Source organism: Enterobacter sp. CC120223-11 (genome assembly GCF_900215375.1).
Classification (GTDB): domain Bacteria; phylum Pseudomonadota; class Gammaproteobacteria; order Enterobacterales; family Enterobacteriaceae; genus Scandinavium.
Genome location: NZ_OBEF01000002.1, coordinates 366,147 through 391,949, shown reverse-complemented (window position 1 = coordinate 391,949; position 25,803 = coordinate 366,147). Strand labels below are relative to the sequence as shown.

Genomic DNA, 25,803 nt, shown 5'->3' with positions numbered 1-25,803 from the left:
ATTGCCCCGCCTACAGCCCGGAGCCAACATTAAAATAGACCGCCTGTTCACCATCGCTGAAGGCGACATCGACCCCGGTATAAAGCCCGTACTGTCGGGCAATCAGATAGCGAACCCCGGTTCCCCAGGCCACTTCACTGCTGCTGAACAGGTCACTGCTGTCGTTTGCGGCACTCCCCGCGCCGACAAAGCCCTGCAACACCCAACGAGGCGTGACCGCCCACGCCAGCTGCGTTTGCACCGTGCCAACGTAGTCGCCCTGATAGCGATAGCGTGAAATGCCGCGCAGGTTGATATCCGGGCGGGCCATCGGCGGAAGATGCGCATCGCTGTTGGTCAGCGCCTGGTAGTTGCCTGCCAGCCCCAGGGTCACCGTCCGGCTGAGCGGCAGGAAATACTTCCCGTCGATCGTCAGCTGGTTATAGCGGTAGTCGCCGCCAAGAAACGAGCTGTAAAAGCGGTATTCAGCGCTCATCGACAACCCTTTGTGAGGATAGAAAAAGTTATCGGTGGTGTCATATTCGGCCAGCAGTCCGAGCGCTGACGAAGTGCTCTCTTCGCCAAAGATCCGCTGCCAGGCGGCATTAATCACTTTGTTATCGGCTGAAATATCGGTGTGGGCGTAAAACTGCGTCACGCCCAGAAAGACCGGAGAATCCCCGACGCGGAACTGCAGCTTTTGCAGGCCGCCATAGCCTTTGGTGTTGGTGTTGATGGCTTTGCTGTTACCGAAGCCCAGCACGTCGCCGCTGTAAATATCGAGATTGATATCGGCGTAACCGAGGGCCGCAAGGTAGCGAATATGGTCGTTGTTCCAGGTATGGCGATGCCCGCCACCGGCAAACCAGCTTCCGTTTTCGGTCGCGCCGCCGCCAAACGCCGAGAGGTTCGGCGGAATAAAGCGGTCGCCATCCATTGAACCTTTTCCGTGCAAAAACAGGCCAAACAGACCGCCGCCGTAGCCGATCGCCGGTTCGGTTATCAGGATCGGAACGGGTAAAAATCCGTAGCGGTTATCCCGAAGATACTCGCTCATGTCGAACATGCCGTCCTGCGGGTCGAAAAGGTCGGCAGCAACGCTTTGGCCGCAGCCCAATACCAGCAGCACAATTGCCAGAACGCGCAGCCTCATGCTTTCGGTTCGCCAGGAGGCGCTGCCGGGGCGGCGTACCAGTTCTCTTTTGCCACCATCACTGCCCCTTCCGGCTGCAGGACGAAGTTTGGCGACATGATCTGCACGCCAAATTCATTGAATACGTCCTGAATGTTGCTGTGCAGCGCGTTTCGCGCCACCGCAAGCGACGTGCCCGGCAGCAGGCGGACCTGTAATTCATAGGATATGTACCAGTCCATCAGGCTCAGCTGACGCACCAGCGGGGCCTGAGCGTGATCGATACCTTCAGCACGGCGCGCCGCCAGTTCCAGCATGGCATGCACCTGCCGCCACGGCGTGTCGTAACCGATGGTCACGCCAGTGGTGAGGTTCACGCCTCCGCCAGGGTTTTGCGCGCTGAGATTGGTAATTTTACCGCTGACCACAACGGCGTTGGGCACCGTCACGACATAGTTCTCGCGGGTAATGATTTTGGTCGCCAGCATCCCAATTTCACTGACCTGACCTTCGTTGTCTGCAATGCGAATAACGTCACCTTTGCGTAATGCGCGGGAGTAAATTAGCACCAGTCCGCTCATGGCGTGGTTCATCACCCCCGCCGAGCCGAGCGTCAGCATCAGGCCGAAGAAAACGCTTATCCCCTTGAAGGCCAGCGAGTTTGCGCCAGGCAGAAAAGGGTACGCTGCAGAAAGCGCAAACAGCCAGACCATCACCGATATCAGCTTGCGCGTGGCGCCCACCGTTTCCGGATGTAACCCCGGGAGATGCACTTTACCCGCCGCCACCTGATTAAGTAAAACCTTCAATAATTTAATAATAAACGACGTAATCAGGAAGATAATCAAAACGATAAGCAGCCCTGGCAGCGCCGAGACAATCGACAGCGCGATCTTTTGCAGCACCCGCCAGGTCCAGTCGCCGAGGGATTCGCCCCACACTCGGGTCCAGGGGAACAGGCTGAACGTCCAGCCGAGCCACAGATACAACGCGACCAGGCTCAGCAGGATCATCAGCAGGCCGTAGAGTTTGCTTTCGACCGCCCCTAAAAAGCGCCGCCAGCTGTGCGGAATAATCCCGCGTTTTTCAAGCAGCATCCGGCGGTTATAGCGCCTCACCCAGCGCCACGTGCGGTAAGCGCCGTAGCAGAACAGCCCGAGCGCCGCGATCCCAAAGACAACTTTCACCGCCGCCAGCGCCAGGTAGCCGGTGTTGTACTGATCGCTCAGGGCTTTGCGCTGCAGCTCCATACGGGTGAGCACCCGCTCTGCCGCCTGATCGAGGGTTAAATCATCCCCTTCGTCGAGGTCGGCCTGGCTCAGCAGCATGATCGGTTTGCCGTTCATCAGAAACAGGCGCGCGGGCTGGCCGTAGCGGGTAATGGGTTCGACGGTCAGCGGCTGGCTGACGTCGGCATGTGTAAATGAACGAAGGGTATTGCGGATGCGCAGGACACGCTCTTCCGGCGTCGTCAGGCCAAACGTGGCCTGTAGCATGACAATCGGCTGGTGGAAGATATAGACCGTTCGGGCCCGCTCATGATCCGTCGGCTGCTGTCGGGGTTCGGCAGCAAAAAGGGGAATAGCGACCAGCAGGGAGAATAACGCCAGTAAAGCATGCCGCATCCTGTTCATATTCAATACCCACAGAAAGAGAAATTATCGTTATTATTCAGAGCGAAAAAGCAAAAGGCTGGCCTGCTCTGTTTTGAGCATAGACCAGCCTTCGGCTAATTCAAGACGCCTCAGAAACGGATCTTCATCCCAAGCGATGCGGACAGATCGGCATCCACGCTCGTCTTCCCGCTGTTATCCCAGGTTTTACCGATTTCGGTGTACGCCTGAACGTCGCGGGTAACGGTCCAGGTCGCGCCAATCGCCGCCTCCGTCGCGCTGAACCGCTGATCGGCCTTAAGCGTCGTCTTCCCGTTGCTGTTGCTGCCGCTGCGATACGTCACTGCATCCTCACCGTCAGAGAGCTCCTGCCAGAAGTTCACGCGCACATAGGGTTTGATCTTGCCGACTTTGGTGTCGTAATCCGCCGTCAGACGTGCGCCGAGACGGCCAATCACCGCGCTGTCAGCATCAATGTTCACCTGAGTGTTGACCCCGTCATTCAGCGTGGTGTCATCGAAGTTGCTCCACTGCCAGATAAGCTGCGCCTGCGGCTCAAACGCCCAGTTGCTGTCGCCAAGCTGCCACGGTTTGCCCACTTCCACCGACGCCGTGATGGTGCTGCCGTCCGGGTGATAAGTGTCACTGCTGCCCTGGCTTTTCAGATCGACCGAGTGGTAGCCGTACTGCAACACGTTATCGACGTACAGCCCGTCCGTATCCGTCCAGGTGGCGTATCCGCCAATGTAAGAGGAGAAGGTGGAGTTATACGCCGAGCCGCCGCCCATGCCGGTGTTTCCATTGATGGAGCTGTCGAGATCCATAAAGGTGGTGTAGATCCCGCTGCGCCATTGGTCGTTCTGCCACAGGTCAAGGCCAATCTGCATGCCGTCGTACTGCGAGTGGCTTTTGCTGCTGGTTGCATCGTTCAGATGCTGGTCGACCGTTTTACTCAGATAGCGCGCCCAGAAGCGCCCTTCCTGATCCTCCGGCACATCAGCACGCCACGGTTGCTCGTCGCCGACGCGCTGATGCAGCGTGCCCAGCACGAACAAATCGGCCTGACGAATAATGGAAGGCAGCGTGTCAAAGCCTGGCACTACCGGGCTGTAACCCGCCCGCAGGAACCAGTCTTCACCCGCACCGCTCGCATCCCCGGCAAACAGCTGATACTGCCATGCCCCGGCAATCAGCTTGTCAGTGCCAATGTTAAACGCATCTTTGGTGGTCTGCGCCGTGGTTGTTGCGCCGTTCAGCGCCTGTACGACCATGATGCCGTCGCCTGTCGTCGGCTCACCGAGCTGGCTGACGTCGATATCCAGCCTTGTGGTGCCGGTTGCTGTGCCCTGATTGATCACCAGTTTGTCGGCCACGCCAGGACTGTGCTGCTGCGCGGCAATTTTCAGGGTGCCGTTCATCCCGACGTAGTCCCCGTTCACCGTCAGCGTCGAACCGACGTTGCCGCCGCGCAGGTTGACGGTACCCTGGTTCACAAGATTGGCCACCGTCTGACTATTTCCGCCCGTGTCGAGGGTCGCGCCCTGACTCACGATGTGAGTGGATTTGGCGCTGAGGCGAGAAATGCCGCCTGCCTGCAATGTGCCATTCTCCACCAGCGTGTATCCGCTCCAGCTGTTCAGGCCGTTGAGGACCGTGGTACCGCTGCCGCGCTGGATGAAATCTCCGGTGCCAGTGATGACGCCATTGAGATCGACCGTGTTATTACGGTTCACCACCAAATCGCCGAGGTTGAGAATGTTGCCCGTCGCGCTGCCGCTACCGCCGCCGTTCCCCAGTTGCAGTGTACCGTTGCGAATGGTGGTCAGCCCGCTGTAGCTGCTGTCCTGCGTCAGGGTCAGCGTGCCCTCGCCCGCTTTGGTCAAACCGCCGCTGCCGCTGACGGCGGAGAGCAGCGACACGTTATTGCCGTTGGTGTCGATGGTGCCGCCATCGCCCGCCAGCGTCCAGGCGCGGGAAGTATCGAAGCCTTCGCCGTAGCGGAACGTGCCGCCGTTTAGCGTGATACCTGTTCCCGCGCGACCAAGGTTGCCGTCATTGCTGACCTGCAAAACGCCGCCGCCCACAGTGGTGCCGCCGCTGTAGCTGTTGTTACCGTTCAGGACCAGGGTGCCGACGTCTGTTTTGTCTATGCCGCCGCTTCCCGCAATTTGCGAGTTGATCGTCGCGGTGTACAGTTTGCCGAGCGCAGTACCGTCGCCCACGCGAATCACCGTGTCGGCGGTGTTGGTCGTGATCACGCCGTCGTTGATAACATAGCCGTTGGTGGTGAACTGCATGCCGCTCACGGTGACTGCACCGAGGCTGTTGTCGACGGTAACGTTGCCTTTTTTACCGCTGAACACCGCAAACGCGCCGTCGCTGAACGGGGCGTTAATGGCCCCGGACGGATCGGTTTGATCGGTACTCCAGTTATCGTTGCCGCGGCTGTTCTGCCAGATGCCGTCCCCACCGTCGATGGCGCCGTTATTTTTCAGCACGCCGCCGGTTCCCCCGGTACCGTCCCAGAAGTTCAGCACCAGCCCGGTGGTATTGACCAGGTTGACCTGGTTTGCCACCGAGGTCTGCACATACAGCTGGTTTGCCGCATCCGGCACGTTGCCGAGCAACAGGCTGTTGTTGATGAGGTTCCCGCTGTAATTGATGACGCGGTAAACGCCGACGTCAAACTTGCCGCCCGGGGTCTGAGTAATATTCAGTTTGCCATTGAGCGTCAAATCGCCGTTCACCACCAACAGATCGTTCAGCGGATCTTTCGCATCCGGCACGTTGGATTTACCGAACTGGAAATCGAGTTGTGAATTCTCGGCCAGGGTCAGGTTGTTCATCGTCAGGATACCGACGCTGCTCAGATCCTTACCCGGAGCCAGGTGGCCGTTGTCCGCCACGCTGACGTTCGCCCCAAGCGTGCCTTCGCCACCAAGCGTGGCACCGCTGGCGACGCTGGTTGCCCCGGTGGCCGTACTCTGATCGCCGTTGATTAACAGCACGCCTTTCAGCACCGACGTTGCGCCGGTAAAGGTGTTGTCGGCGGTCAGCGTCAGAATGCCAGTTCCGACTTTTTCCAGTCCTCCGCCGACGCCTGAAATCAGGCCGCTGATGGTGTCATTGAGATTCAGGTTACCTTCACTGAGCGTCCTGCTGCCTAGCGTGACGGTACCCGCACCATCAAGCGAACCGATCGATGTTTTCCCGTTTGCCCCTGCGAGGTCCACGTTCCCACCGCTTTGGTTAGCAATACGGGCCGATGCCGACTGTGCATTTTGTGTAAAAGCAACTGTCCCGGCGTTGGTGGTCACGCTGGTACCACCGTCGGAATTACCGTTCATTTTGACCACCGAGCCCGCATCAACACTAATCGCCGCGCTACCGGCACTGCTCGTATCGCCAAAACTCGCGGTGCCGCCGGTCAGGCCGATGGTGCTCTGTCCGGCGCTGGCGCTGTCGTTGAAGGCAAGGGTGGAATTATCCACGGCAAAGGTATGTGACTGTGCATTTGCGCTGCTGTTGAAATTGACCTGCACATCGTCGTTGAGCGCTACGGTGCTGTCCTGCTTGCCAAAAACGCCCGTCGTATTGGCATTAACCACCAGCGATCCCGTGCCGTTTTTCCCGGTAAGGGTGGTATCACCCTGATACGTGTTCGCCGTGTTGAGTTCCAGAATGCCAACTGCAGTACCTGTGGAAGAGTCCACGACGGCCAGCGGGCCATCGCCGCCAATCACGCCTGTAGGCTTAAAGGTGTGGCCGTAGACATCAAAGGTGCCGCCGCCTTCGCCGTCCACAAAGAACAGACGGTCCGTGGTGAAATCGGCACCGGTCTGGAATACCGAACCGCTTTTGATCAGCACCGATGTATTCGCCAGCCCAAGGCTTGAGTCTTTTGAAACCTGCAGCGTGCCATTCCAGATTTCGGTGCCCCCCCGATAATCATTGTCTCCACCGAGGATAAGCCTGCCGGGATCGGTTTTAAGCAGGCGAATACGGGTGGCAGGATCTTCCTGAACCATATCCACATCGATGGTGGTGGTAATGTCAGCACCTGCGCCGCCTGCCCCTACGCGGATGGCAAAATAGCTGTCGGCATGGGTGCCGTTTTGTCCGTCGTAGCTGTTATCCGGATCGAGCTGCGTTGGCGGATTGGTTGCCACCATGTCTAGCTGCGAATCTGGATTCGCAGGATCGGCAACCAGATGGTAACCATCGGTTAAAAACTGCATGCCTGAGGTGACGACAGCCCCGTTGATATCACTGATCCTGACTTCGTTCGCCGCGCCGCCAAACACGGCAAAGGCATCCGTCGCCCACGGCGCATTACCCTCCCCGTTGTCCTGCGTCCAGTTATTGCCCGCCCCGGCAAGCTGGCGAACCCAGTAACCGAAACCGCCATCGACCGCGCCGTTCCCCTCTACGCCATCGGTGCCATGGTTGTTACCATTAAGGTCGCCGTCCCAGTACTGCAGCTGCTGCGTCGGATCGACAAAGTTCAGCGCCAGGTTGACCTGGTTGGCGAGGTTGGTCTGGATGGCATAGTTGACCGCATCGTTCGGCGGCAGGGAGCCAATCTCCATCGTCTGGTTGTTCAGCGTTCCGGTGTAGTTGAACAAGCGATAGACGCCGGGCAGGAAGGTGCCGCCGCTGGTCAGGTCAACATTCAGCACGCCATCAAGCGTCAGGTTGCCATTGACCTGCACCAGGTCATTCAGCGCCCCGCCAGCCGTGTAGGCCTGCCCCAGCTGGAACTGGCTTTTGGTGTCGCTGGCAAGGGTCAGGTCACCGTTGATGGTCAGCGTCCCGGTACCGTTGCCACGGCTGTCATCACCTGGTTTTAACGTTGCCAAAGGCGCATTAAAAACAACATCTCCGCCAATCGTGCCGTAGCCACCGAGCGTACTGCCGCCCGATACAGTCGTCAGCCCACTGCCCGTCTGCACGCCATTGATAAGCAGCGTGCCCTGCTCAACGTTAGTGGTCCCTGCATAGCTGTTGTTACCGCCCAGACGGGTGATGCCAGTACCAATCTGGCGGAAATTACCGCTGCCGGATATCACGCCGTTTAGCGCCACGTTATCCGAGTGGAACACTGTCAGTGTACCGTCATCGGTGATATTCGTTTGGGTCGAGAGCAGCCCGGTTGTGCCGCCATTGCCCAGCGATAGCTCCGAGCCGCTACCGATAAAGGTGTTACCGGTATAGGTGTTGTTTCCCAGCAGCAGCGTGTTACCGCTGTTGATGCGCTCCATGCCACCGCTACCGGAAATGATGCCGCTATAGGTTTGATCGGCAGCGCCGTCGAACGACACCAGACTGTCCGCTCCTGAGGTGGCGATATTGTAGTTATGGATCGTTGCCTGACCGCTTTGCGTTGCGCTGTCTGCGGTGCGCAGCGTCGCGCCATTATTAACGTTGATTAACGGCGTACCCGAGAGAGTGAGATCGTTGACCACGCGCATATCCGTGGTCGCGCCATCCAGCGTCAGCGTGCTCCAGCCGCTGCCAATATTGGTCGCCGTCGCCAGATTGTCCGCCGCCAGCGTGCCGATTTTCGCCGGGTCAGTGCCCGCATGCGTACCGTTGAATGTCAGCGTGCTGCCGGTTCCCCCCTGGCTGAGGATATGCGTTGTGCCGCTCATGTCCACGTTGCCAACGGTGGCGTTATCGTTGCCGTCATTGCCGATAAAGGTCACACCTCCGTTGAAGGTCCCGCTGTTCCACGTGAAGCGGTCGCTGCCGCTGCCGAGCGTCACTTCACCGCGCGTTGTGCCGCCATTTAACGTCATGGCGTCATTGCCGCTGCCCGTCAGGACGACCTGCGCCGTCGACGAAGCGGCGGTCAATGTGCCGCTGTTGGTAAGGGTGTTATTGGCCGCGCCAGAGGCATCAATCACCGTCGCGCCCTGGCTCAGGCTGGTAATGGACCCGGTGTTAGTGATAGCGCGATTTGCCGCCGTGCCGTTCAGCACAATCAGCGAGCTGCTGTTGCTGGTGCTGCTGGAGGTGATGGAGCCGCTGTTACTGAATGCTCCAGTATTGGCGGCGAGGATCGTGCTGCCGGTGTTGCTGGAGGTCTGGATTGTGCCGCTGTTGCTCAGGCTGCTGGCGTTAGTGGCGTCTACTGCCGCCCCCGCGCTGGCCCCCATCGTAATATTTGTCCCTGTCGTCACCGTGCCGTTGGTTTTCGCCAGCACGCCGACGCTGTTTGCACCGTTGCCGTTGATTGTATAACCATTGCCGATGGTCAGGTTGCCGGTGGTCGCCGTGCCGTCCGCTTTCATGAACGCGAAGCCGCTGCCGCTGCCGTTAACGTTCAGGATGTTGCCGCTGCCTTCCGCTGAGAAGGTGACGGCGGTGCGGATCGCCGGGCCATTGGCGGCGTTGATCGTCACGTTATTGAGATTAACGTTACTGGAGTTGGCGTTGTTGTTAATACCTGCGCCGGTGCCCGTCAGATCGATAATTGTGTTAGTGGCGTTAAACGTGGAGGCCCCTATGCTGTCGATAAGCACCCCATCGGCATCCCCGCCCGCGGTGATGTGGTTTCCTGTGCCGTTGACGGTGAGCGATGCCCCGTTACCCGTCAACTGTACCGCCGCTTTGCCACCGTTCGCATTGACCGTACCAAGCTGGCTGACGACCGCCCCGCTGCCCTGAACGCGAACACCGACGTTACCGCTGCCGGTCGCGCCGGAAACGGTAATGGTACCGTTATTGGTGAGCGTACCGGCATTCTGAATATCCACCCCGATGTTATTGCTGCCTGATACCGCTACGGTGGTCCCGCTTTGTACCGTGGCAAGACCGTTATCATGCAGCAAAATACCTTTGCTGCTGTTGCCCAGCAGGTTGATATTTGCCGCAGTATTCAGCGTCAGATTGCCGAGGTAGCCTACGTTGTAGGCCACGATCCCAGACTGTCCGGCGCTGGAGCCAATGACCGCATCCGAGGTGACGTTTGTGGCGCGCGGCGTGTCACCAATTTCATTATTGATATTGTAATTGCGCCCGTCGATAAGGACCGCCGTCGTGTTATCACCGGTCAGGCGGATCGCGCCGTCACTGATCGTGCCCTCGGCACCTCCGGTCACCCTGACCCCCACGGCATTGTTACCGCTGACCTCAATTTGCGCGGCGCCGGTGGTCAACTGGGTCGCGATGTCATCACTTTGATCTTCGGTGTTCTGGTCGTCCACACCGTTGGCAAACACGCCCGTTGAGCCAACGCCGGTGACCGTAAGGTTGTAATTTCCGCCAGAAGTCGAGCCAGTGAAAACGGCCCCGCCGTCCACCGCAAACAGAATGGAGCTGGCCTGAGCGTTGTCAGTGATGGTTGGATTACTGATGTCAATGTTCGCCCCGGTGCCCCAGGCGTAATAGCCAATCTGTCTACTGTTTTCAAAGCTCAGCGTAGAGGCATTGCCGACGTTAATCGTGGCATCGCCGCGGGCATGCACGCCTATCGCCCCGGCGGCAAGCAGGCGAATGGTGGAATCCAGCTGGACCGTGGCGCTATTGCCGTTCAGCCCTTCAGCATAGACGGCGTAGTTGCGATAGGTGTAAGGATCGCTGTCGCTGCCCCCCAAATCGCCGGCCGTCCCGACGGTGATTTGGCTACTGCTGCTGGAGAGCAGGCTGGCATTGGCCGTCATCGCCAGGACGTTGAGGGCGATGTTATTGTCGCCATCCACCTGAATATTGCCGTTGTTAGTCACGGCTCCGGTGGCCCCGCCGATATTATCCTTTACGTAGATGCCGTAGTTTGCTGCGGCGGATCCCGCGGTGAGTTTACCCAGGACGTTCAACGTCCCGTTGTTGGTCACGGTGCCGGTATTAGCGTTGGCTATCATCGCTGCCGCATTTCGGGTGTTGTCGAGGATCGTAATCGTCCCGCCGCTGGCGTTTTCAACCGCGCCGCTGCTCTGACTGAAAATACCTGCGGTTAAATCGCCGCTGCCTGCCAGGTTTACCGGCAATGGCGTTCCGGCTGCCGTGAGCGGCGTACCGCCAATGTAAATATTGCCAAGGTTGGTGAAGCTTGCCGAATCGCTAATCAGCGCGCCGTAGCCGCCGCCGTGACCGTCCACATTATGGCTATTGCCGGTAAGGACAATCGTCCCGCCCGCCTCGTTGGTTGCCTGAGCCGCCCCTCCGGCAATAATCCCCCAGGCATTGTGGGTGGCCGTATCGGTGATCGCCACGTTGATATGGCCAAAGTTACTGAGCGTGCCATTTTCGCTGCCCATCGCGATGGCACCGGCGTTGTTTACATTTTGATTGCTGCCATCCTTTTCCAGAAACAAACCGGCGTTAATAACGCCGTTATTGATGGAGGTGGAATCATAGGCCAACATGCCGGCGGCTAACGGGCTGCTGCCGCTGCTACGCCAGGCGTTAATCGCACCATTGTTGGTAATGGTTGCACCATCAAGCGCTTCCATCACCGCCGACGCGCCATCAACGGCCAGGCTCCCGGTGCTGGTCACCGTCCCTGAGGCATTCGGGCCGTTGGCGTAAATCACCCGCAAATCTCCCGTCCCCAGCGTGGCGTTGTTCGTATGGCTCAGCCCGTCCTCCCAGACGTGATAGCTCATATCAATGGCGGTGCTTTGCGCCTGATTCAGAAGCGTAGTGATGATGGTGTTGTAGACCTGTTGCGCTTCGACCGATGAATCAATCACCTCGCCGTTGACCGTCGCTCCAGCCGTCAGCCAGTACTGTATTTGCGAATTGCCCGCATAGCTTCCCTGACCAACCAGGTAATCGTTGACGTCGGCAATATCTGCCGCCGAGTTGATAGTGAACGTTTTGCTTCCCAGCTGCACCACACGCCCAAGCACTTCAACGTAGTTGGGCAGCGTCAGGGTGTAGTTGTACTGGGTACTTTGCGCCGTCTGGCCCTGCACATCACTGGAAATCACCGCCGCTGGACGGAAATGAATATAGTTATCCGACAGCCAATTGACGCTGCTGTCGACGCCGTCGAACCCGTCTGCCCGTGCAAGGGTGGAGTCTTTGGCTAACAAATCGAGGGTATTAGCCGCCGCCGAAATGGGCGTGGTGCCTGACGTACTGGCCCCGATATTCACATTGGCCGTTCCGCCAGGGCTCAGCACGTTCACAATGCCGAACTGATACATGATCCGCACAGAATCAGGATCGTAGACCGGCAGCTGCATCCCGGACACCGGCACATCTTCCGCTGGAATAAAGCTTGCGGAGTCGTAAATACTGATGACCTGATAGCTGCCATCGAGGCCTGGCACTTCAACATTCAGCTCCTCATCCTGCTGCGGATTCGCAGGCGAAGGTGAATAGTTGTATTCATTGATGTTGGAAGCATCAACCGGCACGGTGTTACCCGAGGCATCCGTTGCATTGATGGTGATGATTCTTCCGCCTTCCGGAGCGCTGGCATCCGGCAATGCATCCACGACCGAGACCGTGCGCCCACTGACTCCGTTCCCGGTACTAAAATCAGGGAATGTAGGTATCGGCCCCAAAATATTGAGCGTAGTTCCCGCAGCATAATTGGCCGCGCCTGTCGTGCCGCCTATCTGGAAGGCGTCTCCGGTGGATTCAACCTGGTCGAAGTTATGCAGCGGATCGGTGGAAAAACCGTAGTCTGCTTTTATCGCTGACCACTGGACATCGACAGCACCTACCCCTCCCGGTACGCTGCCAACCAGAACTATCGCGGTAAGCAAAAGTTTGCGCCTGCCCGCACGCGGAGATTTTCCGCTTTTACTGGCGGTAAACTCGGCAACCGGAACAAACGCCGATGTAACATGACTCCAGACCAAACGGTAGATTCTGTTCATATTAATTCCATGCAAAAAAATCAATGAGTTGAAGAAATTCAGAACAAAATGGAACAAGAAGGAAGGGCCAAGACTTTTGGTAAAAATAGTACAGGCTGCTTATTTCAACCTTTAATTTGTGAAAAAATGACGCAATATGTTACTGGCAAGTTAAATACCTCCTTGCTGCGTCAGCCCGGAGACATTTGAGCAGACAAACGGGATCCACTAAGATCAGGAGTAACTAAATCAGGAGTCATTTCATGGACATCAAGCACAGTACCGGGGAAGTGGCGATTGCCAGCGTGAAGGGCTATCTCTGGTTTTTGTGCTTGAACGTGATATTTACGCTGTGGCTGGTAATGCGCATTTTTAGCGGCGGCACTGTGATTACCCTCAGGACCGAAAACTATACGCTGTCGCTGTATATCATTCTGGCCTTCTCCCTTCTTAATCTGCTGGTCACCCTGAAGCTGCGCGATCGCATCAATGAAGGGCTGTACCAAAAGTGTCTCCCGCTGATTGCACTGGTCTTTGGTATCCTGTGGGCCATCATTTTCTTCAACATGATGATCGACTTTCAGCAGCCGACCGTTACCATGGTGATGCTGGTGATCCTGCTGCTGCCCGCCACCATCACGTTCTATATTTCAGGGCTAATGCTGGCCCTGTTCTGCATCCCCATTATCTTCGCCACCCTTTACGGCGAGGTATTAACGCCGACGAAATTTACCCTGGCGCAGCTCATTGGCGCTTTCATCATTCTGGCCGTCGTCCTGTCGGCACGGTATGTCCTGCTCGAGTCCTATCTGCGCACTCAGCGCAGCGAATATGAAAAAAATGTTCTGATCAAAAAACTGGTTCGTCTCGCTAACTACGACACCCTGACCGGACTGTACAACCGTCATAGCCTCGCAGAAGCCTTTGCCCGAAACCTGCGCCAGATTGAGCAGGACAAGCGGTCGCTCTACCTCATCGTGATGGATATTGATTTTTTCAAACAATACAACGATTTGTATGGACACGTTGAAGGGGACAAGTGCCTGATTCACGTTTCCCGCTGCATCGAGCAGTCGCTACGTAAGGCCAGTGATGCGGCGTTTCGCTTTGGCGGTGAGGAATTTGTGGTGCTGGCGCTGTGCGACGGGATGAAAAATGCCGTAGACATCGCGAAACGCATTCAGCATGCGCTCGCCGAGGCTCGTATTGCACACAAGGGTTCATCTGTTTCTCCCCGGGTCACTCTCAGCCTGGGTATAGCGCAGTGGAAAGCAAAAATGTCTCTCGAAACGCTGATTGAACTTGCCGATAAACAACTCTACCAGGCGAAACACGAAGGGCGAAATCGTATCAGCTGGAACAAAAAAGGCCGCTGACGGAGAGTTGCTACCAGCAACTATTCACTATTTCCTGACTATTCACGTATTTGAAGTCATGCTCGTTTCATCGCTGCATGAAGCCTTATTATTTTTTCGTATTTTAACCTTTCCACAACGCAAAATTTCCATCCTCATCTACACTTGCTCAACGTAAACATGCAGTTATAAAAAGAAACATTTGTTCATCTTGCGCTGACAAAACCGTTCAAACACCGTCAATTATCTCATGAGGCTATGAAGATGAGACTAAACGCAATCGTTAAAGGTCTGGCTCTTGCAGGGATGCTCACCACGCTTTCTACCGCTGCATTAGCCGAAGAAGCGACCAAAGCCGCAACCGCGGCAACCAAGCAGGCAAATGATGCCCTTTACAATCAATTGCCCTTCTCTGATAACACCGATTTCACCAACGCCCATAAAGGTTTCGTCGCCGCGCTGCCGCAGGAGATGATCAAAGGTGAACAGGGCAACGTTATCTGGAACCCGCAGCAGTATTCCTTTATTAAAGAAGGGGAAAAATCCCCCGATACCGTCAACCCAAGCCTGTGGCGTCAGTCGCAGCTGATCAATATCAGCGGGCTGTTTGAGGTCACCGACGGCGTCTACCAGATTCGTAACCTCGATCTCTCGAACATGACCATCATCGAGGGCAAAGAGGGCATCACCGTGGTTGACCCGCTGGTGTCTGCGGAAACAGCCAAAGTCGGCATGGATCTTTACTACAAAAATCGCGGCAAAAAACCGGTTGTCGCCGTGATCTACACCCACAGCCACGTTGACCACTATGGTGGCGTGCGTGGCGTTATCGATGAAGCCGACGTGAAAGCGGGTAAAGTGAAAATCTACGCCCCGGCAGGCTTTATGGAAGCGGCGGTGGCGGAAAACATCATGGCCGGTAACGTCATGAGTCGTCGCGCCAGCTACATGTACGGCAACCTGCTGAAACCATCCACCACCGGACAGGTCGGTGCGGGCCTCGGTACCACCACCTCAGCGGGTACGGTAACGCTGATTGCACCAACCAACATCATTGAGAAAGACGGCCAGAAAGAGACTATCGACGGCCTGACCTATGACTTTATGCTGGCGCCAGGCTCCGAAGCTCCGTCTGAAATGCTGTGGTACATCGAAGAGAAAAAAGTCATCGAAGCCGCAGAGGACGTGACTCACACCCTGCACAACACCTATTCCCTGCGCGGCGCGAAAATTCGTGAACCGCTGCCGTGGTCGAAATACATCAACGAAGCGATTGTCCGTTGGGGTGATAAAGCTGAAATCATCATGGCGCAGCACCACTGGCCGACGTGGGGCAACGACAACGTAAATGCGCTGCTGAAATCTCAGCGCGACCTGTATCGTTACATCAACGACCAGACCCTGCGCATGGCGAACGAAGGCCTGACCCGGGATGAAATCGCCGCCAACTTCAAGCTTCCGCCGAATCTCGCCAATACCTGGGCTAACCGTGGCTATTACGGTTCCGTCAGCCATGACGTGAAGGCCACCTACGTGCTGTACCTCGGCTGGTTCGACGGCAACCCGGCAACCCTGGATGAGCTGCCACCGGAAGAAGCGGCGAAGAAATTCGTTGAATATATGGGCGGCGCGGACGCTATCCTGCAAAAGGCCAAAACCGACTTTGATCAGGGTAACTATCGCTGGGTCGCGCAGGTGGTGAGCAAAGTGGTGTTCGCCGATCCGAGCAATCAGGCGGCAAAAAACCTGGAAGCCGATGCGCTCGAGCAGCTGGGCTATCAGGCGGAATCTGGCCCGTGGCGTAACTTCTACCTGACCGGTGCGCAGGAACTGCGTAGCGGCGTGGTGAAAGGCCCGACGCCAAACACCGCGAGCCCGGATACCGTCCGTGCGATGACGCCTGAAATGTTCTTCGACTATCTGGCGGTACACGTCAATGGCGAGAAAGCGGCCGACGCCAAAGCGGTGCTTAACTTCGACTTCGGCGACAGCGGCGGTAAATACAAGCTGGAGCTGGAAAACGGCGTGCTGAACCATACGGCCGATGCCCAGTCTGATAAAGCCGATGCTACCATCACTATGTCACGCGATACGCTGAATAAAATCGTGCTGAAAGAAGAGAGCCTGCAGCAGGCCAAAGACAAAGGTGACGTGAAAATCACCGGCGACGCTGGCAAGCTGGATCTGCTGCTGAACTCAATGGATAAATTTGAGTTCTGGTTCAACATTGTGACGCCGTAATGCCCTGCCCCTGCGGTTAACGCCGCAGGGTCTACCATGTTAAGTAGCCCGCCGCTTTCGGCGGTTTTTTTATTTGGATCGGACGGTGTGTTTACGGCTTTAAGCGCCTTTTCCGGAGGCAGTGATTGCCCGGAGGCGGCTTGCGCCTTACCGGGCCTGGAAAGCGGGCGAGAGGTTATGCGTTATGCAAATGCTTCTCCTGCGCCTCCATCAACGCCACACGCAGGTTATCGTTGTTATCGCTCAGCAATTCTCTTGAGCGCCAGGCGTCCATCCCGGTCATGATGCTCAGGATCGCGGTACGGCAGTGGTTATTGCCGTTTACCAGCGCCACTTTCGCCTGTGCACGCGGGCAGCCGGTCACTTCCATCACGATAGCGATTTGCCGCTCTTGCCAGCGGGTGTTGCTGCCTTGCACGTCCACGCGCAGATTGCTGTAGACGCGTCCACTACGGATAGCGATGCCGGTGGTGAGCATAGTGAGGATCTGTTTCTGTGCCAGGTGCGCTTTCGGGTTATTAAACCCGGCCACCACTTCCGGCCCGGTGGGTGGCACAATAGTGATATCCGCCAGCTGTGCGGCTTCGCTGCTGGCATCCTGGGTGACAATCGCGACTCGGGCACCGAGGGACCAGGCGTGGCGCATCGCGCCCCAGACCCACGGCGTTTTGCCGCTGACGCTAAGACCAATCAGCATATCGTTGTTGCTAAAGGCTATGGCCTCGAGATCTTTGACGCCGCGATCGTAATTGGCTGCGGCAGCTTCTGAGGTCTGCGTCATTGACGCCATGCCCCCCGCCATCAGCGCCAGCAGCGAATGTTTGTTGTCCGGCGCGAACTCACCGGCGGCCAGTACCGCCGCCCGGCCAGAGGCTCCTGCGCCTGCCAGCACTACGCGTCCTCCGCGGCTGAGGGTCGCCGTCGCGTTATCCACCAGACGGGTGATGTCCGGCAGAGTGGCGGCAATGGCATCGGTGACCTGTTTATCTTCCTTGTTGATCATCGCCAGCATGTCGTGGGTCGAGAGCTTGTCGATCCCGGTGGTCGCGGCGTTGCGACGTTCCATCACGTTACTCATTGGCTTAATGCTCATACAACCTCCTTGGTTAGCGTCCTTACCTACTATAAGGATATTCTGATAACCGACTGCGAGTGCCGTCACGCTTAACGCCCCCGGACGCAAATTTCCTTTTCTTTACGCGGCTTTAAAAAAGGGGCTGCGGCGGCGATAATTACCCCTTTGAGGTTAGCCGCGAGACAGAGATGAGCGAATCCCCCTTGCCCGCCGCCGCGCCAAAGCGGCGAATGAAACTCAGCACCCTGGTCACCCTGATGGTTTGCAGCGTCGTTGGTGCGGTGCTGCTCCTCACCTGCGCTTTGTGGCTCGGGCAGATTGGCAACGCCACGCGCGACGGCGTGAAGGAGACGGCCCTGGCGGTGGCGAGGACGCTTGCCGATTCACCGGAAGTTAAACGCGGGCTGCTTCAGTCGCCGCAGAACAACAGCATCATCCCGCTGGCTCAGGCAGTGAAAGAGCGCAACGACCTGCTGTTCGTCGTGGTGACCGATATACGCGGTATTCGCTACTCACACCCCGACAAAGCCGTCATCGGCCAGCCGTTTATCGGCGAGGATTTACGTCCGGCGCTCGAAGGCCGTGAAAACGTCTCCATCAATCACGGCGTGCTGGCCGAGGCGCTGCGCGTCTTTACCCCCGTTTATGACGACCACCATCAGCAAATTGGCGTGGTGGTGATTGGTATTTCGCTCAGCAAAGTCGATGAGCAAATCAGCCGCAGCCGCTGGAGCGTCATCTGGAGCGCATTGTTCAGCGTCATCATCGCGGGCGTCGGTATTTATGGCCTGGTGTGGGTGCTCAAGCGTGAACTGCTGGGCCTCGAGCCATCGGAGCTTTCCAGCCTCTTCCAGCAGCGCCAGGCGATGCTGCAGTCGCTGAAAGAAGGCGTCATGGCGGTGGATGCGCAAGGGCGAGTCACGGTGATAAACCACGCCGCGCGTCAGATTTTGCTCTCCTCATCGAGCATCGCCCAGGGCGAACCGGGCCAGGCGCAGCTGCTGAACAACCTGACAGAAGTGGTCGCCAGCGGCGAAGCGATTCAGGATCGGGAGCTTGGCTGCAACGGCCGTCTGCTGCTCAGCAACACCGTGCCGGTGCGCAGTCAGGGCCGGGTGATTGGTGCCATCAGCACCTTCCGCGACAAAACCGAAGTCAGCCAGCTGATGCAGCGACTTGACGGCATGGTCAACTATGTCGATGCCCTGCGCACCACCTCGCACGAGTTTATGAACAAGCTGCACGTCATTCTCGGCCTGCTGAGCATGAAAAGTTACGATAAGCTTGAAGAGTACGTGCTGCTCACCGCGCAGACTTACCAGACGGATATCGGTGCCATTCAGCATCGGGTGAAATCGCCGGTGGTGGCAGGCTTCCTGCTCGGCAAAATCAACCGTGCGAAGGAGCGCGGTTTTAGCCTCCAGCTTGCCGATGAAAGTCTGGTGCCCGACAACCCGAATGAAAAACAGGTGACGGTACTGGTGACGGTGCTCGGCAACCTGATCGAGAACGCGCTGGACGCTATGAGCCAGCAGGAAGAAGGCGAAGTCAGCCTGCTGATGCACTGCCAGCAGGGCTGGCTGACCGTTGAAGTGAGCGACGACGGCCCCGGTATTCCCGAGGCGCATCTGGACGCCATTTTCGCTAAGGGCTTCTCCACGAAAGGCGAAAACCGCGGCGTCGGCCTGTTCCTTGCCAGCCAGCAGTTAGATGAACTGGGCGGGACGATTACGGTAGAATCCGAGCCCGGCGTGTTTACCCAATTTTTTGTCAGTCTCCCGTGGGACAGTGAAAGGAAGAGTGCGTGATAAATGTATTAATTGTTGATGACGACGCGATGGTCACCGAGCTGAACCGGATGTACGTCGCCCGGGTGCCCGGTTTTCATTGCTGCGGCACCGCTTCCACGCTGGCGCAGGCCACGCTGATGCTCAACGATCCCGCTCTGGCGATCGACCTGATCCTGCTGGACGTCTATATGCAACAGGATAATGGGCTGGATCTGCTGCCGGTGATCCGCGCCTCCGGGCGGGCGATTGACGTCATCATGATCTCATCGGCTGCCGATGCCGCAACGATTCAGACCTCGATTCACTACGGCGTGGTCGATTACCTGATCAAACCGTTCCAGTTCCCACGTTTTGAGGAAGCACTCACCGCCTGGCGTGAAAAGAAAAATCTGATGGGATCGCATGCGTATTATGAACAGGCCGATGTCGACCAGCTGTTACACGGCGGCACGCCGGAAGTGGCGGACAGCAAAAAGCTGCCGAAAGGCTTAACGCCGCAGACTTTGCGCACAATTTGTCAGTGGATTGATGCCCATCCGGGCACGGAGTTTTCGACCGACGACCTGGCAAACGCGGTGAATATTTCGCGGGTATCCTGCCGTAAATATCTGATCTGGCTGGCGCAAATCAATATTCTGTTCACCAGCATTCACTACGGCGCAACGGGCCGCCCGGTCTACCGCTATCGGCTGATAGCCGAACAGTACGGCCTGCTCAAGCAGTACAGTCAATAAGGCGGTAGCTGTCGTCGAGCAGCGTGAAGCGAAACTGACGGCGGGAGGAGAGCACCACTTCCCGCGCTTTGGTGACGAAAATCGCTTCGATATCGTCGCGCCCTTTCAGCATCCGACAGCCGTGCTCTACGCCCGCGCCATAAAGCAGCGTGGTCCAGATGTCGCCGTCGAGTGAATCGGTGGAGATAATGGTCACGCTGTCGAGTTCGTTATCCAGCGGATAACCGGTTTTCGGGTCGAGAATGTGGTGATAGCGCTGGCCGTTCTTTTCGAAATAGCGCTCGTAGGTGCCGGAAGTGACGACAGATTTGTTGGCGACTTCCATGGCGCCCACCAGCGCATCGGCATCTGAGAAAGGTTTTTTTAGCCCGATGCTCCAGTAGCCCTGCGGCGTGCCGAGCGTCTGAACGTTGCCGCCGAGATTGATAAGCCCCTCGGTCACACCCTCTTTTTGCAGCAGGTCGCGTACGCGGTCAGCGATGTAGCCTTTGGCAATCGCCCCGAGATCGATTTCCATTCCTTTGCGGGTTAAGAAGACGCTGAGCGCCGTATCGTCAAGCAGCACATCCTCTGCTTTCGTCACCTCAAGCAGCGCCGCTATCTCATCGGCAGGCGGCACGCTGTCGCCTTTGAAGCCAATACGCCAGCGTTTGACCAGCGGACCAATCGCCAGGTTGAACGCGCTGCCGGGCAGCATGCTCGAGGCTTTGGCGCATTTAATCAGCTGATATACAGGACGGCTGACGGGGACAGAATGTTCTCCGGCGGCGTGATTGATGTCCATCACCTGCGACTGCGCGCGGTTCACGGTCAGCAAATCTTCATACTGTTTGATAAGAGAAAATACGCGGGAAGCCAGCGGCTCGTTGTGGGAGAAGAGCTTCAGCAGGATGGGCGAGCCCATCAGAACGGCGGAATAGCTGTAAACTGAATCGTCCGTTGGCATGGCGGTTGCCCTCATCATGGTGGTGGCTCTTTTTGTGGCGTTTACCCTCTCCCCGGCCCTCTCCCAAAGGGAGAGGGAGAGAAGCAAACAGCTCCGGGCAATTCCTTCTCACTTTGGGAGAGGGAGAAACGTGCTCTGATCTGATCCCCTCTCCCTTTGGGAGAGGGTTAGGGAGAGGGCGAGCGGAGAACTTACCGCTGTGCTCTCACCGCAGCCTGATGACCGGCGAGTGTACCAAAGATAATGATATCCGCCACTGCGTTACCGCCGATGCGGTTGCCGCCGTGGATACCACCCACCACTTCACCCGCCGCATACGCGCCAGGGATAACCTGATGCTCAGCGTTCAGCACTTCGGTGTTAGTGTTGATGGTCACGCCGCCCATGGTGTGGTGTACGCCTGGCGCAATCTGGATTGCGTGGAACGGGCCTTCGTTGATTGGCGCACGTAACGCGGTGGTGCGGCCAAAGTCATCGTCGTGCTGTTTTTCCACGAAGCCGTTGTAGCGTTCCAGCGTTGCCAGGAAAGTGTGCTCGTCCATGCCTAATTTCGCCGCCAGCTCGCGCGGTGAACTGGCGCTGACCACCAGGCCTTTCGCGATGTACTCATCTGCCGCTTTGTTTTTCGCTCTTACGTGCTCGTCGAAGACGATGTAAGCGAAGTGCTCCGGCAGGGCAATAATCGCCGCAGAGACTTTATCGCGGGTCGACATTTCATTGTAGAAACGCTCGCCCTGCTGACTCACCAGAATCGCCCCACCGCCGCGGATAGATTCGGAAATCAGGTAAGAGGTTTTCTGCTCAACGGTCGGGTGAATCTGAATTTCGCCCATGTCCACGGTGCCTGCACCGATGCGTTCCAGCAGTGCGATACCGCCGCCGGTCGCGCCTTTGTGGTTGGTGGTCACGAAGCCTTCGAGGTCAGGACGGTATTTCACCACCATCGCGCTGTTGGCGCTGAAGCCGCCGGTTGCCACGACGACGCTCTTCGCCTGCACCAGCACGGTTTCTTTCTCTTCGGTCAGCAGGCGCACGCCGCTCACTTCCCCGTCGGTGAACAGGATGTCGTCCACGGAGGTGTCGAGCATTACGTCGATACCGCGTTTGGTGACGTTGCGCACCAGGCCGCTGATCAGGTAGCCGCCGACCGCCGACCCGTCACGTGGACGGTGAGTACGGTCGATGCTCATGCCACCGGTGGTGGTAATGTCGTTCAGCATGATGCCACGACGGGCCAGCCATTCGATGGCTTCCGGTGCGTTTTCCACGAAGCGATGCAGCAGCTCCGGATTGTTTTTGTTACCGCCGCCCTTCAGGGTTTCGGCGTAGAACAGCTCTTTGCTGTCCTGGATGCCTTTCACGCGCTGGAAACGGGTTTCCGCGGCATTCATACCCGCAGAAGCCTTGATGGTGTTGCCGCCGATGGTTGGCATTTTCTCAACGATCAGCACGCTCGCGCCTTCGTCGTGGGCCTGAATGGCCGCCGCCAGGCCAGCACCGCCGCTGCCGACCACAACCACGTCGTAGTTTTTCGGCGCCAGCTCATCGCCGCCCTCTTCCGCCACGCGTGCTTTGGTGGATTTCACCATCGCTTTGGATACAGCTTTTTTCACCGCTTCACTCTGGCTGGTTGCGCCGGAGATGGCGTCGACGTGCGGGGTGTTGGCGTCCAGAATACGAGATTTAATCTCTTCGAAACTGGTGACGAATTCCACCTGCGACGGGCCGGACACCAGTTCGATGTCGGCGATGCGGTCAGTTTCGAGGCTGACATTGATCACCAGCTCGTTCGCATCGTCCTGCACGTTCTCCACGAACACGCCCGCTTTGAATTTGGCTTCACCCATGCTCATGTCGCGGATCATCGCTTCCACCAGCGAGAAGCGCCACAGCGGCTCAGGGATGTTCAGCGCTTCACGCTGAGTGCTGTCGATGAACAGCTCCAGCTCTTCGCCATTGGCGATGCGCTCCGCCCAGTCCGGATAAGCGATGGTTGCACGGCCTACGGCGATCAGGTCGTAGCCGTGATCGATCCCTTCTTCAGCCTCTTTCGCGTTCACCACGCCACCGACGCCCATCACCGGGACTTGTGCCAACGCTTCAGAGCGCTGCGCACAGAATTTTTCAATCAGCGGGGTCGGGTCCTGAGTCTCAACGATGGACGGACGCAGGCTTGCGCCGAGCGAGAAGTGCAGATAGTCGAGGCCGCGCGCCGCCAGTTTTTCCAGCAGGAACATCGTGTCGTCAAAGCGGATGCCCGGGACTTCCATCTCTTCCGGCGAGAAGCGGTAGCCGACGATAAAGCTGTCGTCGGCGTACTGGCGCACCATTTTGTGGGTGATGTCGAGCACCGCCAGCGGGAATTTCGCGCGGTTGTCGCGGCTGCCGCCCCACTCGTCGGTACGCTGGTTGGAGTTCGGGGAGAAGAACTGCTGAATGAGGTAAGTGTTGGCGCCGTGGATTTCCACGCCGTCGAAACCGGCCTGAATCGCGCGACGAACGCCTTCACCGAATTTCACCACCATGCCAGCCACTTCTTCAGTGGTCAGCGCAACGGGCGTTGCAGCACCGTCGCGTGGAGCGGCTACGGCACTTGGGCCAACCGGAGTACGACCGCCGATCAGTTTCGGGTCGACCATGCGACCGCCGTGGTAAATCTGCAGAATGGCTTTTGAACCTTCTGCCTTAATCGCTGCGGCAATTTTGGCGAGGCCTGCGACCTTCTCGTCGTTGTCGATGCCGATGGCGCCCGGGAAAGCGAGGCCGAGGTCGTCAACGAAGCAGCACTCAACGATGATGGTGCCGATGCTGCCCGCACGCACGCGGTAGTACTCCACCAGCTCGCTGGTCACGGTACCGTCGAAATAACCTGTGCAGGTGGTCATCGGTGCCATTAATAAACGGTTTTTCAGCTCAGTACCGTTTGGCAGAGTGAAGGGGCTCAGAATGCGTTCATTACTGGTCATAATGGAACTCCGGAATTTAAAATTGAAATTTAAGAATTCGGTGACGGACACTTTTTTGTTTTATTGAGTGGTCCGATTTCATGGTTATTAATATACGCTTTCTTTAATTACGAAAGTTATTACGTTAGTTATAAAACTATTTAATACCTGATATAACACGCGTACCACCAGGGTATTAGCATTTTAAAATATTACGTTCACACAAAGCGCAAAAATGATAACACCCCATTTACCTTTGTTAACCATGACAATCGATGGTATTGATAGCAATAACAACAACAAAACAATAACTTACACAAAAATCGAACGTCCAAAGCCAGGATATTCACCATTCAAAATTTAACATTCAATGCCACTTTAAGAAAATAACCCCCTACCATATCAGGGGTATTTTATTTTTTAAAAATAACATTACTTACTGCCATTTCTTGATCTCGATCAATTGCAACAGCTACTGAAAGCGCAATATATAAATAACCAACTTATTTAATTTAGCGCTCATCAAGATGCGTTAAATCGCTATATCTGAATAGCATCAAGATCGCCATATATAATTAAAGAAACTTTAGAAACTAAAAAAAGCGATCGCGTCATTCAGAACGGCAAACCGAATTCTTAACTACTTGTCGAGTCTCACTATGAAAGACAAAACTGCAACCCCCGCACCTGCCGCTCCGGCAAGTGCAAAAGCCGGTAATAAAAACCGCCTGGTGATGATGGCGCTGCCGATTATCGTCGCGGTGCTGCTGCTGTTTATACCGGTGCCGGAAGGCCTGCCACCGTACGCATGGCACTACTTCGCTATCTTCGTCGGCGTGATCGTCGGCCTTATCTTCGAACCGCTGCCAGGTGCCGTCATCGGTCTGACCGGCGTGGTGGTCATCGCCCTGTGCAGCCAGTGGCTGCTGTTCAGCCCGGAGCAAATGCTGGAGCCAAAATTCAAACTGGCAACCGCCTCCTTTAAATGGGCAGTGAGCGGCTTCGGCAACTCCACCGTGTGGCTGATTTTCGGTGCCTTCATGTTCGCTGCAGGCTACGACAAAACCCAGTTTGGTCGCCGTCTGGCGCTGATCCTGGTGAAATACCTCGGCCGCCGCAGCCTGACGCTCGGTTATGCCATCACCTTCGCTGACCTGCTGCTGGCCCCGTTCACTCCATCGAACACCGCGCGCAGCGGCGGGACCATCTACCCAATCATCGCTAACCTGCCGCCGCTGTACGGCTCAAAACCTAACGATCCGAGCGCGCGTAAAATCGGTTCTTACCTGATGTGGGTGGCGATCACCGCGGCCTGTATCACCAGTTCGATGTTCCTCTCTGCCCTGGCACCTAACCTGCTGGCGCTGGCGCTGGTGAAAAGCATCGTTGGTCTGAACATCTCCTGGGGCATGTGGTTCCTGGCGTTCCTGCCGCTCGGCGTGATCCTGATTCTGGTGATGCCGCTGCTGGCCTACTGGTTCTACCCGCCAGAAGTGAAAGTGAACAACGAAGTGCCGCTGTGGGCCGCTCGTGAACTGGAAAAACTCGGCAAGCTGTCGCGCAACGAAATCCTGCTGCTGGTGTTCGTCTGCTGTGCGCTGATGATGTGGATCTTCGCCGCCGACTTTATTGAGCCTGCCATGGCCGCCCTGCTGGTTATCGTGCTGATGCTGTGGACCGGCGTGCTGAACTGGAACGACATCACCAGCAACAAAGCGGCGTGGAATACCTTCGTGTGGTTCGCAACGCTCGTCGCCCTGGCCGACGGCCTCTCTTCCACTGGCTTCATCGCGTGGCTGGGTAAAGAAGGCGGCGCGCTGATGGGCGGCATCTCTCCGGGCACCGCAACCATCGTGCTGCTGCTGGCGTTCTACCTGCTGCACTACCTGTTTGCCAGCACCACTGCGCACACTACCGCGCTGCTGCCTGCGATGCTGACCATCGCCTCCACCATTCCGGGCATGAATATGGAAGTGTTCTGTCTGCTGATGGTGACCTCACTCGGCGTGATGGGGATCATCACTCCGTACGGCACCGGCCCGAGCCCAATCTATTACGGCAGCGGCTATCTGCCGACCAAAGACTACTGGCGCCTCGGCACCATCTTCGGGGCTATCTTCCTCGCCGCCCTGCTGCTGATTGGCTATCCGTGGATGTCGATGATGTTCTGATTCAAAACCG

11 protein-coding genes are annotated in these 25,803 nt (G+C 57.1%); 5 read left to right on the top strand and 6 right to left on the bottom strand.

Going from position 1 to position 25,803, the window contains the following annotated elements; translation table 11 throughout:
• Positions 1 to 10: 10 nt before the first annotated feature.
• The 3 genes from CRO87_RS04020 to CRO87_RS04010 form a co-directional block, all read right to left on the bottom strand.
• A complete protein-coding gene (locus tag CRO87_RS04020; protein ID WP_097161629.1) occupies positions 11 to 1,132 on the bottom strand; it encodes a BamA/TamA family outer membrane protein in 1,122 nt (373 codons plus the stop codon).
• Positions 1,129 to 2,736, bottom strand: a complete 1,608-nt coding sequence (locus CRO87_RS04015) for a mechanosensitive ion channel family protein (RefSeq protein ID WP_097161628.1) — start codon at positions 2,734 to 2,736, stop codon at positions 1,129 to 1,131. The genes CRO87_RS04020 and CRO87_RS04015 overlap by 4 nt, the downstream gene beginning before the upstream one ends.
• A 119-nt stretch (positions 2,737 to 2,855) precedes the next feature.
• Positions 2,856 to 12,557: an autotransporter-associated beta strand repeat-containing protein gene (locus CRO87_RS04010; protein WP_097161627.1), complete on the bottom strand. Its 9,702-nt coding sequence runs from the start codon at positions 12,555 to 12,557 to the stop codon at positions 2,856 to 2,858.
• A gap of 242 nt (positions 12,558 to 12,799) precedes the next feature.
• Here CRO87_RS04010 and CRO87_RS04005 point away from each other — a divergent pair, with 242 nt between their 5' ends.
• Both CRO87_RS04005 and CRO87_RS04000 read left to right on the top strand, forming a co-directional pair.
• Entirely contained in the window at positions 12,800 to 13,912 is a 1,113-nt protein-coding gene (locus CRO87_RS04005; protein WP_097161626.1) for a GGDEF domain-containing protein, read from the top strand.
• A gap of 243 nt (positions 13,913 to 14,155) precedes the next feature.
• Positions 14,156 to 16,132, top strand: a complete 1,977-nt coding sequence (locus CRO87_RS04000) for an alkyl/aryl-sulfatase (protein WP_097161625.1) — start codon at positions 14,156 to 14,158, stop codon at positions 16,130 to 16,132.
• Positions 16,133 to 16,307: 175 nt separating this feature from the next.
• On the opposite strand, the gene CRO87_RS03995 is transcribed toward CRO87_RS04000, so the two are convergent.
• A complete protein-coding gene (locus CRO87_RS03995; protein ID WP_097161624.1) occupies positions 16,308 to 17,225 on the bottom strand; it encodes an N-acetylmuramic acid 6-phosphate etherase in 918 nt (305 codons plus the stop codon).
• Positions 17,226 to 17,395: 170 nt separating this feature from the next.
• Between CRO87_RS03995 and CRO87_RS03990 the strand changes: the two genes are divergently transcribed.
• Both CRO87_RS03990 and dcuR read left to right on the top strand, forming a co-directional pair.
• Entirely contained in the window at positions 17,396 to 19,015 is a 1,620-nt protein-coding gene (locus tag CRO87_RS03990; RefSeq protein ID WP_097161623.1) for a sensor histidine kinase, read from the top strand.
• On the top strand, positions 19,012 to 19,731 hold the full coding sequence (gene dcuR, locus CRO87_RS03985; protein ID WP_097161622.1) for a two-component system response regulator DcuR: 720 nt from the start codon (positions 19,012 to 19,014) through the stop codon (positions 19,729 to 19,731). The genes CRO87_RS03990 and dcuR overlap by 4 nt, the downstream gene beginning before the upstream one ends.
• On the opposite strand, the gene CRO87_RS03980 is transcribed toward dcuR, so the two are convergent.
• Both CRO87_RS03980 and CRO87_RS03975 read right to left on the bottom strand, forming a co-directional pair.
• A complete protein-coding gene (locus CRO87_RS03980) occupies positions 19,712 to 20,677 on the bottom strand; it encodes an FAD:protein FMN transferase (protein WP_097161621.1) in 966 nt (321 codons plus the stop codon). The two genes, dcuR and CRO87_RS03980, sit on opposite strands and share 20 nt — an antisense overlap.
• Before the next feature lie 191 nt (positions 20,678 to 20,868).
• Positions 20,869 to 23,643, bottom strand: coding sequence for a flavocytochrome c (locus CRO87_RS03975; protein WP_097161620.1), 2,775 nt, complete (start codon positions 23,641 to 23,643; stop codon positions 20,869 to 20,871).
• Positions 23,644 to 24,281: 638 nt separating this feature from the next.
• Here CRO87_RS03975 and CRO87_RS03970 point away from each other — a divergent pair.
• The gene (locus tag CRO87_RS03970) at positions 24,282 to 25,793 is read left to right on the top strand and encodes an anion permease (RefSeq protein WP_097161619.1); all 1,512 of its coding nucleotides are present in this window, start codon (positions 24,282 to 24,284) and stop codon (positions 25,791 to 25,793) included.
• Positions 25,794 to 25,803 lie beyond the last annotated feature (10 nt).

Coding starts and splice junctions, on each gene's coding strand:
- CRO87_RS04020 (WP_097161629.1), bottom strand. CDS start 1,132: ATGAGGCTGCGCGTTCTGGCAATTGTGCTGCTGGTATTGGGCTGCGGC.
- CRO87_RS04015 (WP_097161628.1), bottom strand. CDS start 2,736: ATGCGGCATGCTTTACTGGCGTTATTCTCCCTGCTGGTCGCTATTCCC.
- CRO87_RS04010 (WP_097161627.1), bottom strand. CDS start 12,557: ATGAACAGAATCTACCGTTTGGTCTGGAGTCATGTTACATCGGCGTTT.
- CRO87_RS04005 (WP_097161626.1), top strand. CDS start 12,800: ATGGACATCAAGCACAGTACCGGGGAAGTGGCGATTGCCAGCGTGAAG.
- CRO87_RS04000 (WP_097161625.1), top strand. CDS start 14,156: ATGAGACTAAACGCAATCGTTAAAGGTCTGGCTCTTGCAGGGATGCTC.
- CRO87_RS03995 (WP_097161624.1), bottom strand. CDS start 17,225: ATGAGCATTAAGCCAATGAGTAACGTGATGGAACGTCGCAACGCCGCG.
- CRO87_RS03990 (WP_097161623.1), top strand. CDS start 17,396: ATGAGCGAATCCCCCTTGCCCGCCGCCGCGCCAAAGCGGCGAATGAAA.
- CRO87_RS03980 (WP_097161621.1), bottom strand. CDS start 20,677: ATGCCAACGGACGATTCAGTTTACAGCTATTCCGCCGTTCTGATGGGC.
- CRO87_RS03975 (WP_097161620.1), bottom strand. CDS start 23,643: ATGACCAGTAATGAACGCATTCTGAGCCCCTTCACTCTGCCAAACGGT.
- CRO87_RS03970 (WP_097161619.1), top strand. CDS start 24,282: ATGAAAGACAAAACTGCAACCCCCGCACCTGCCGCTCCGGCAAGTGCA.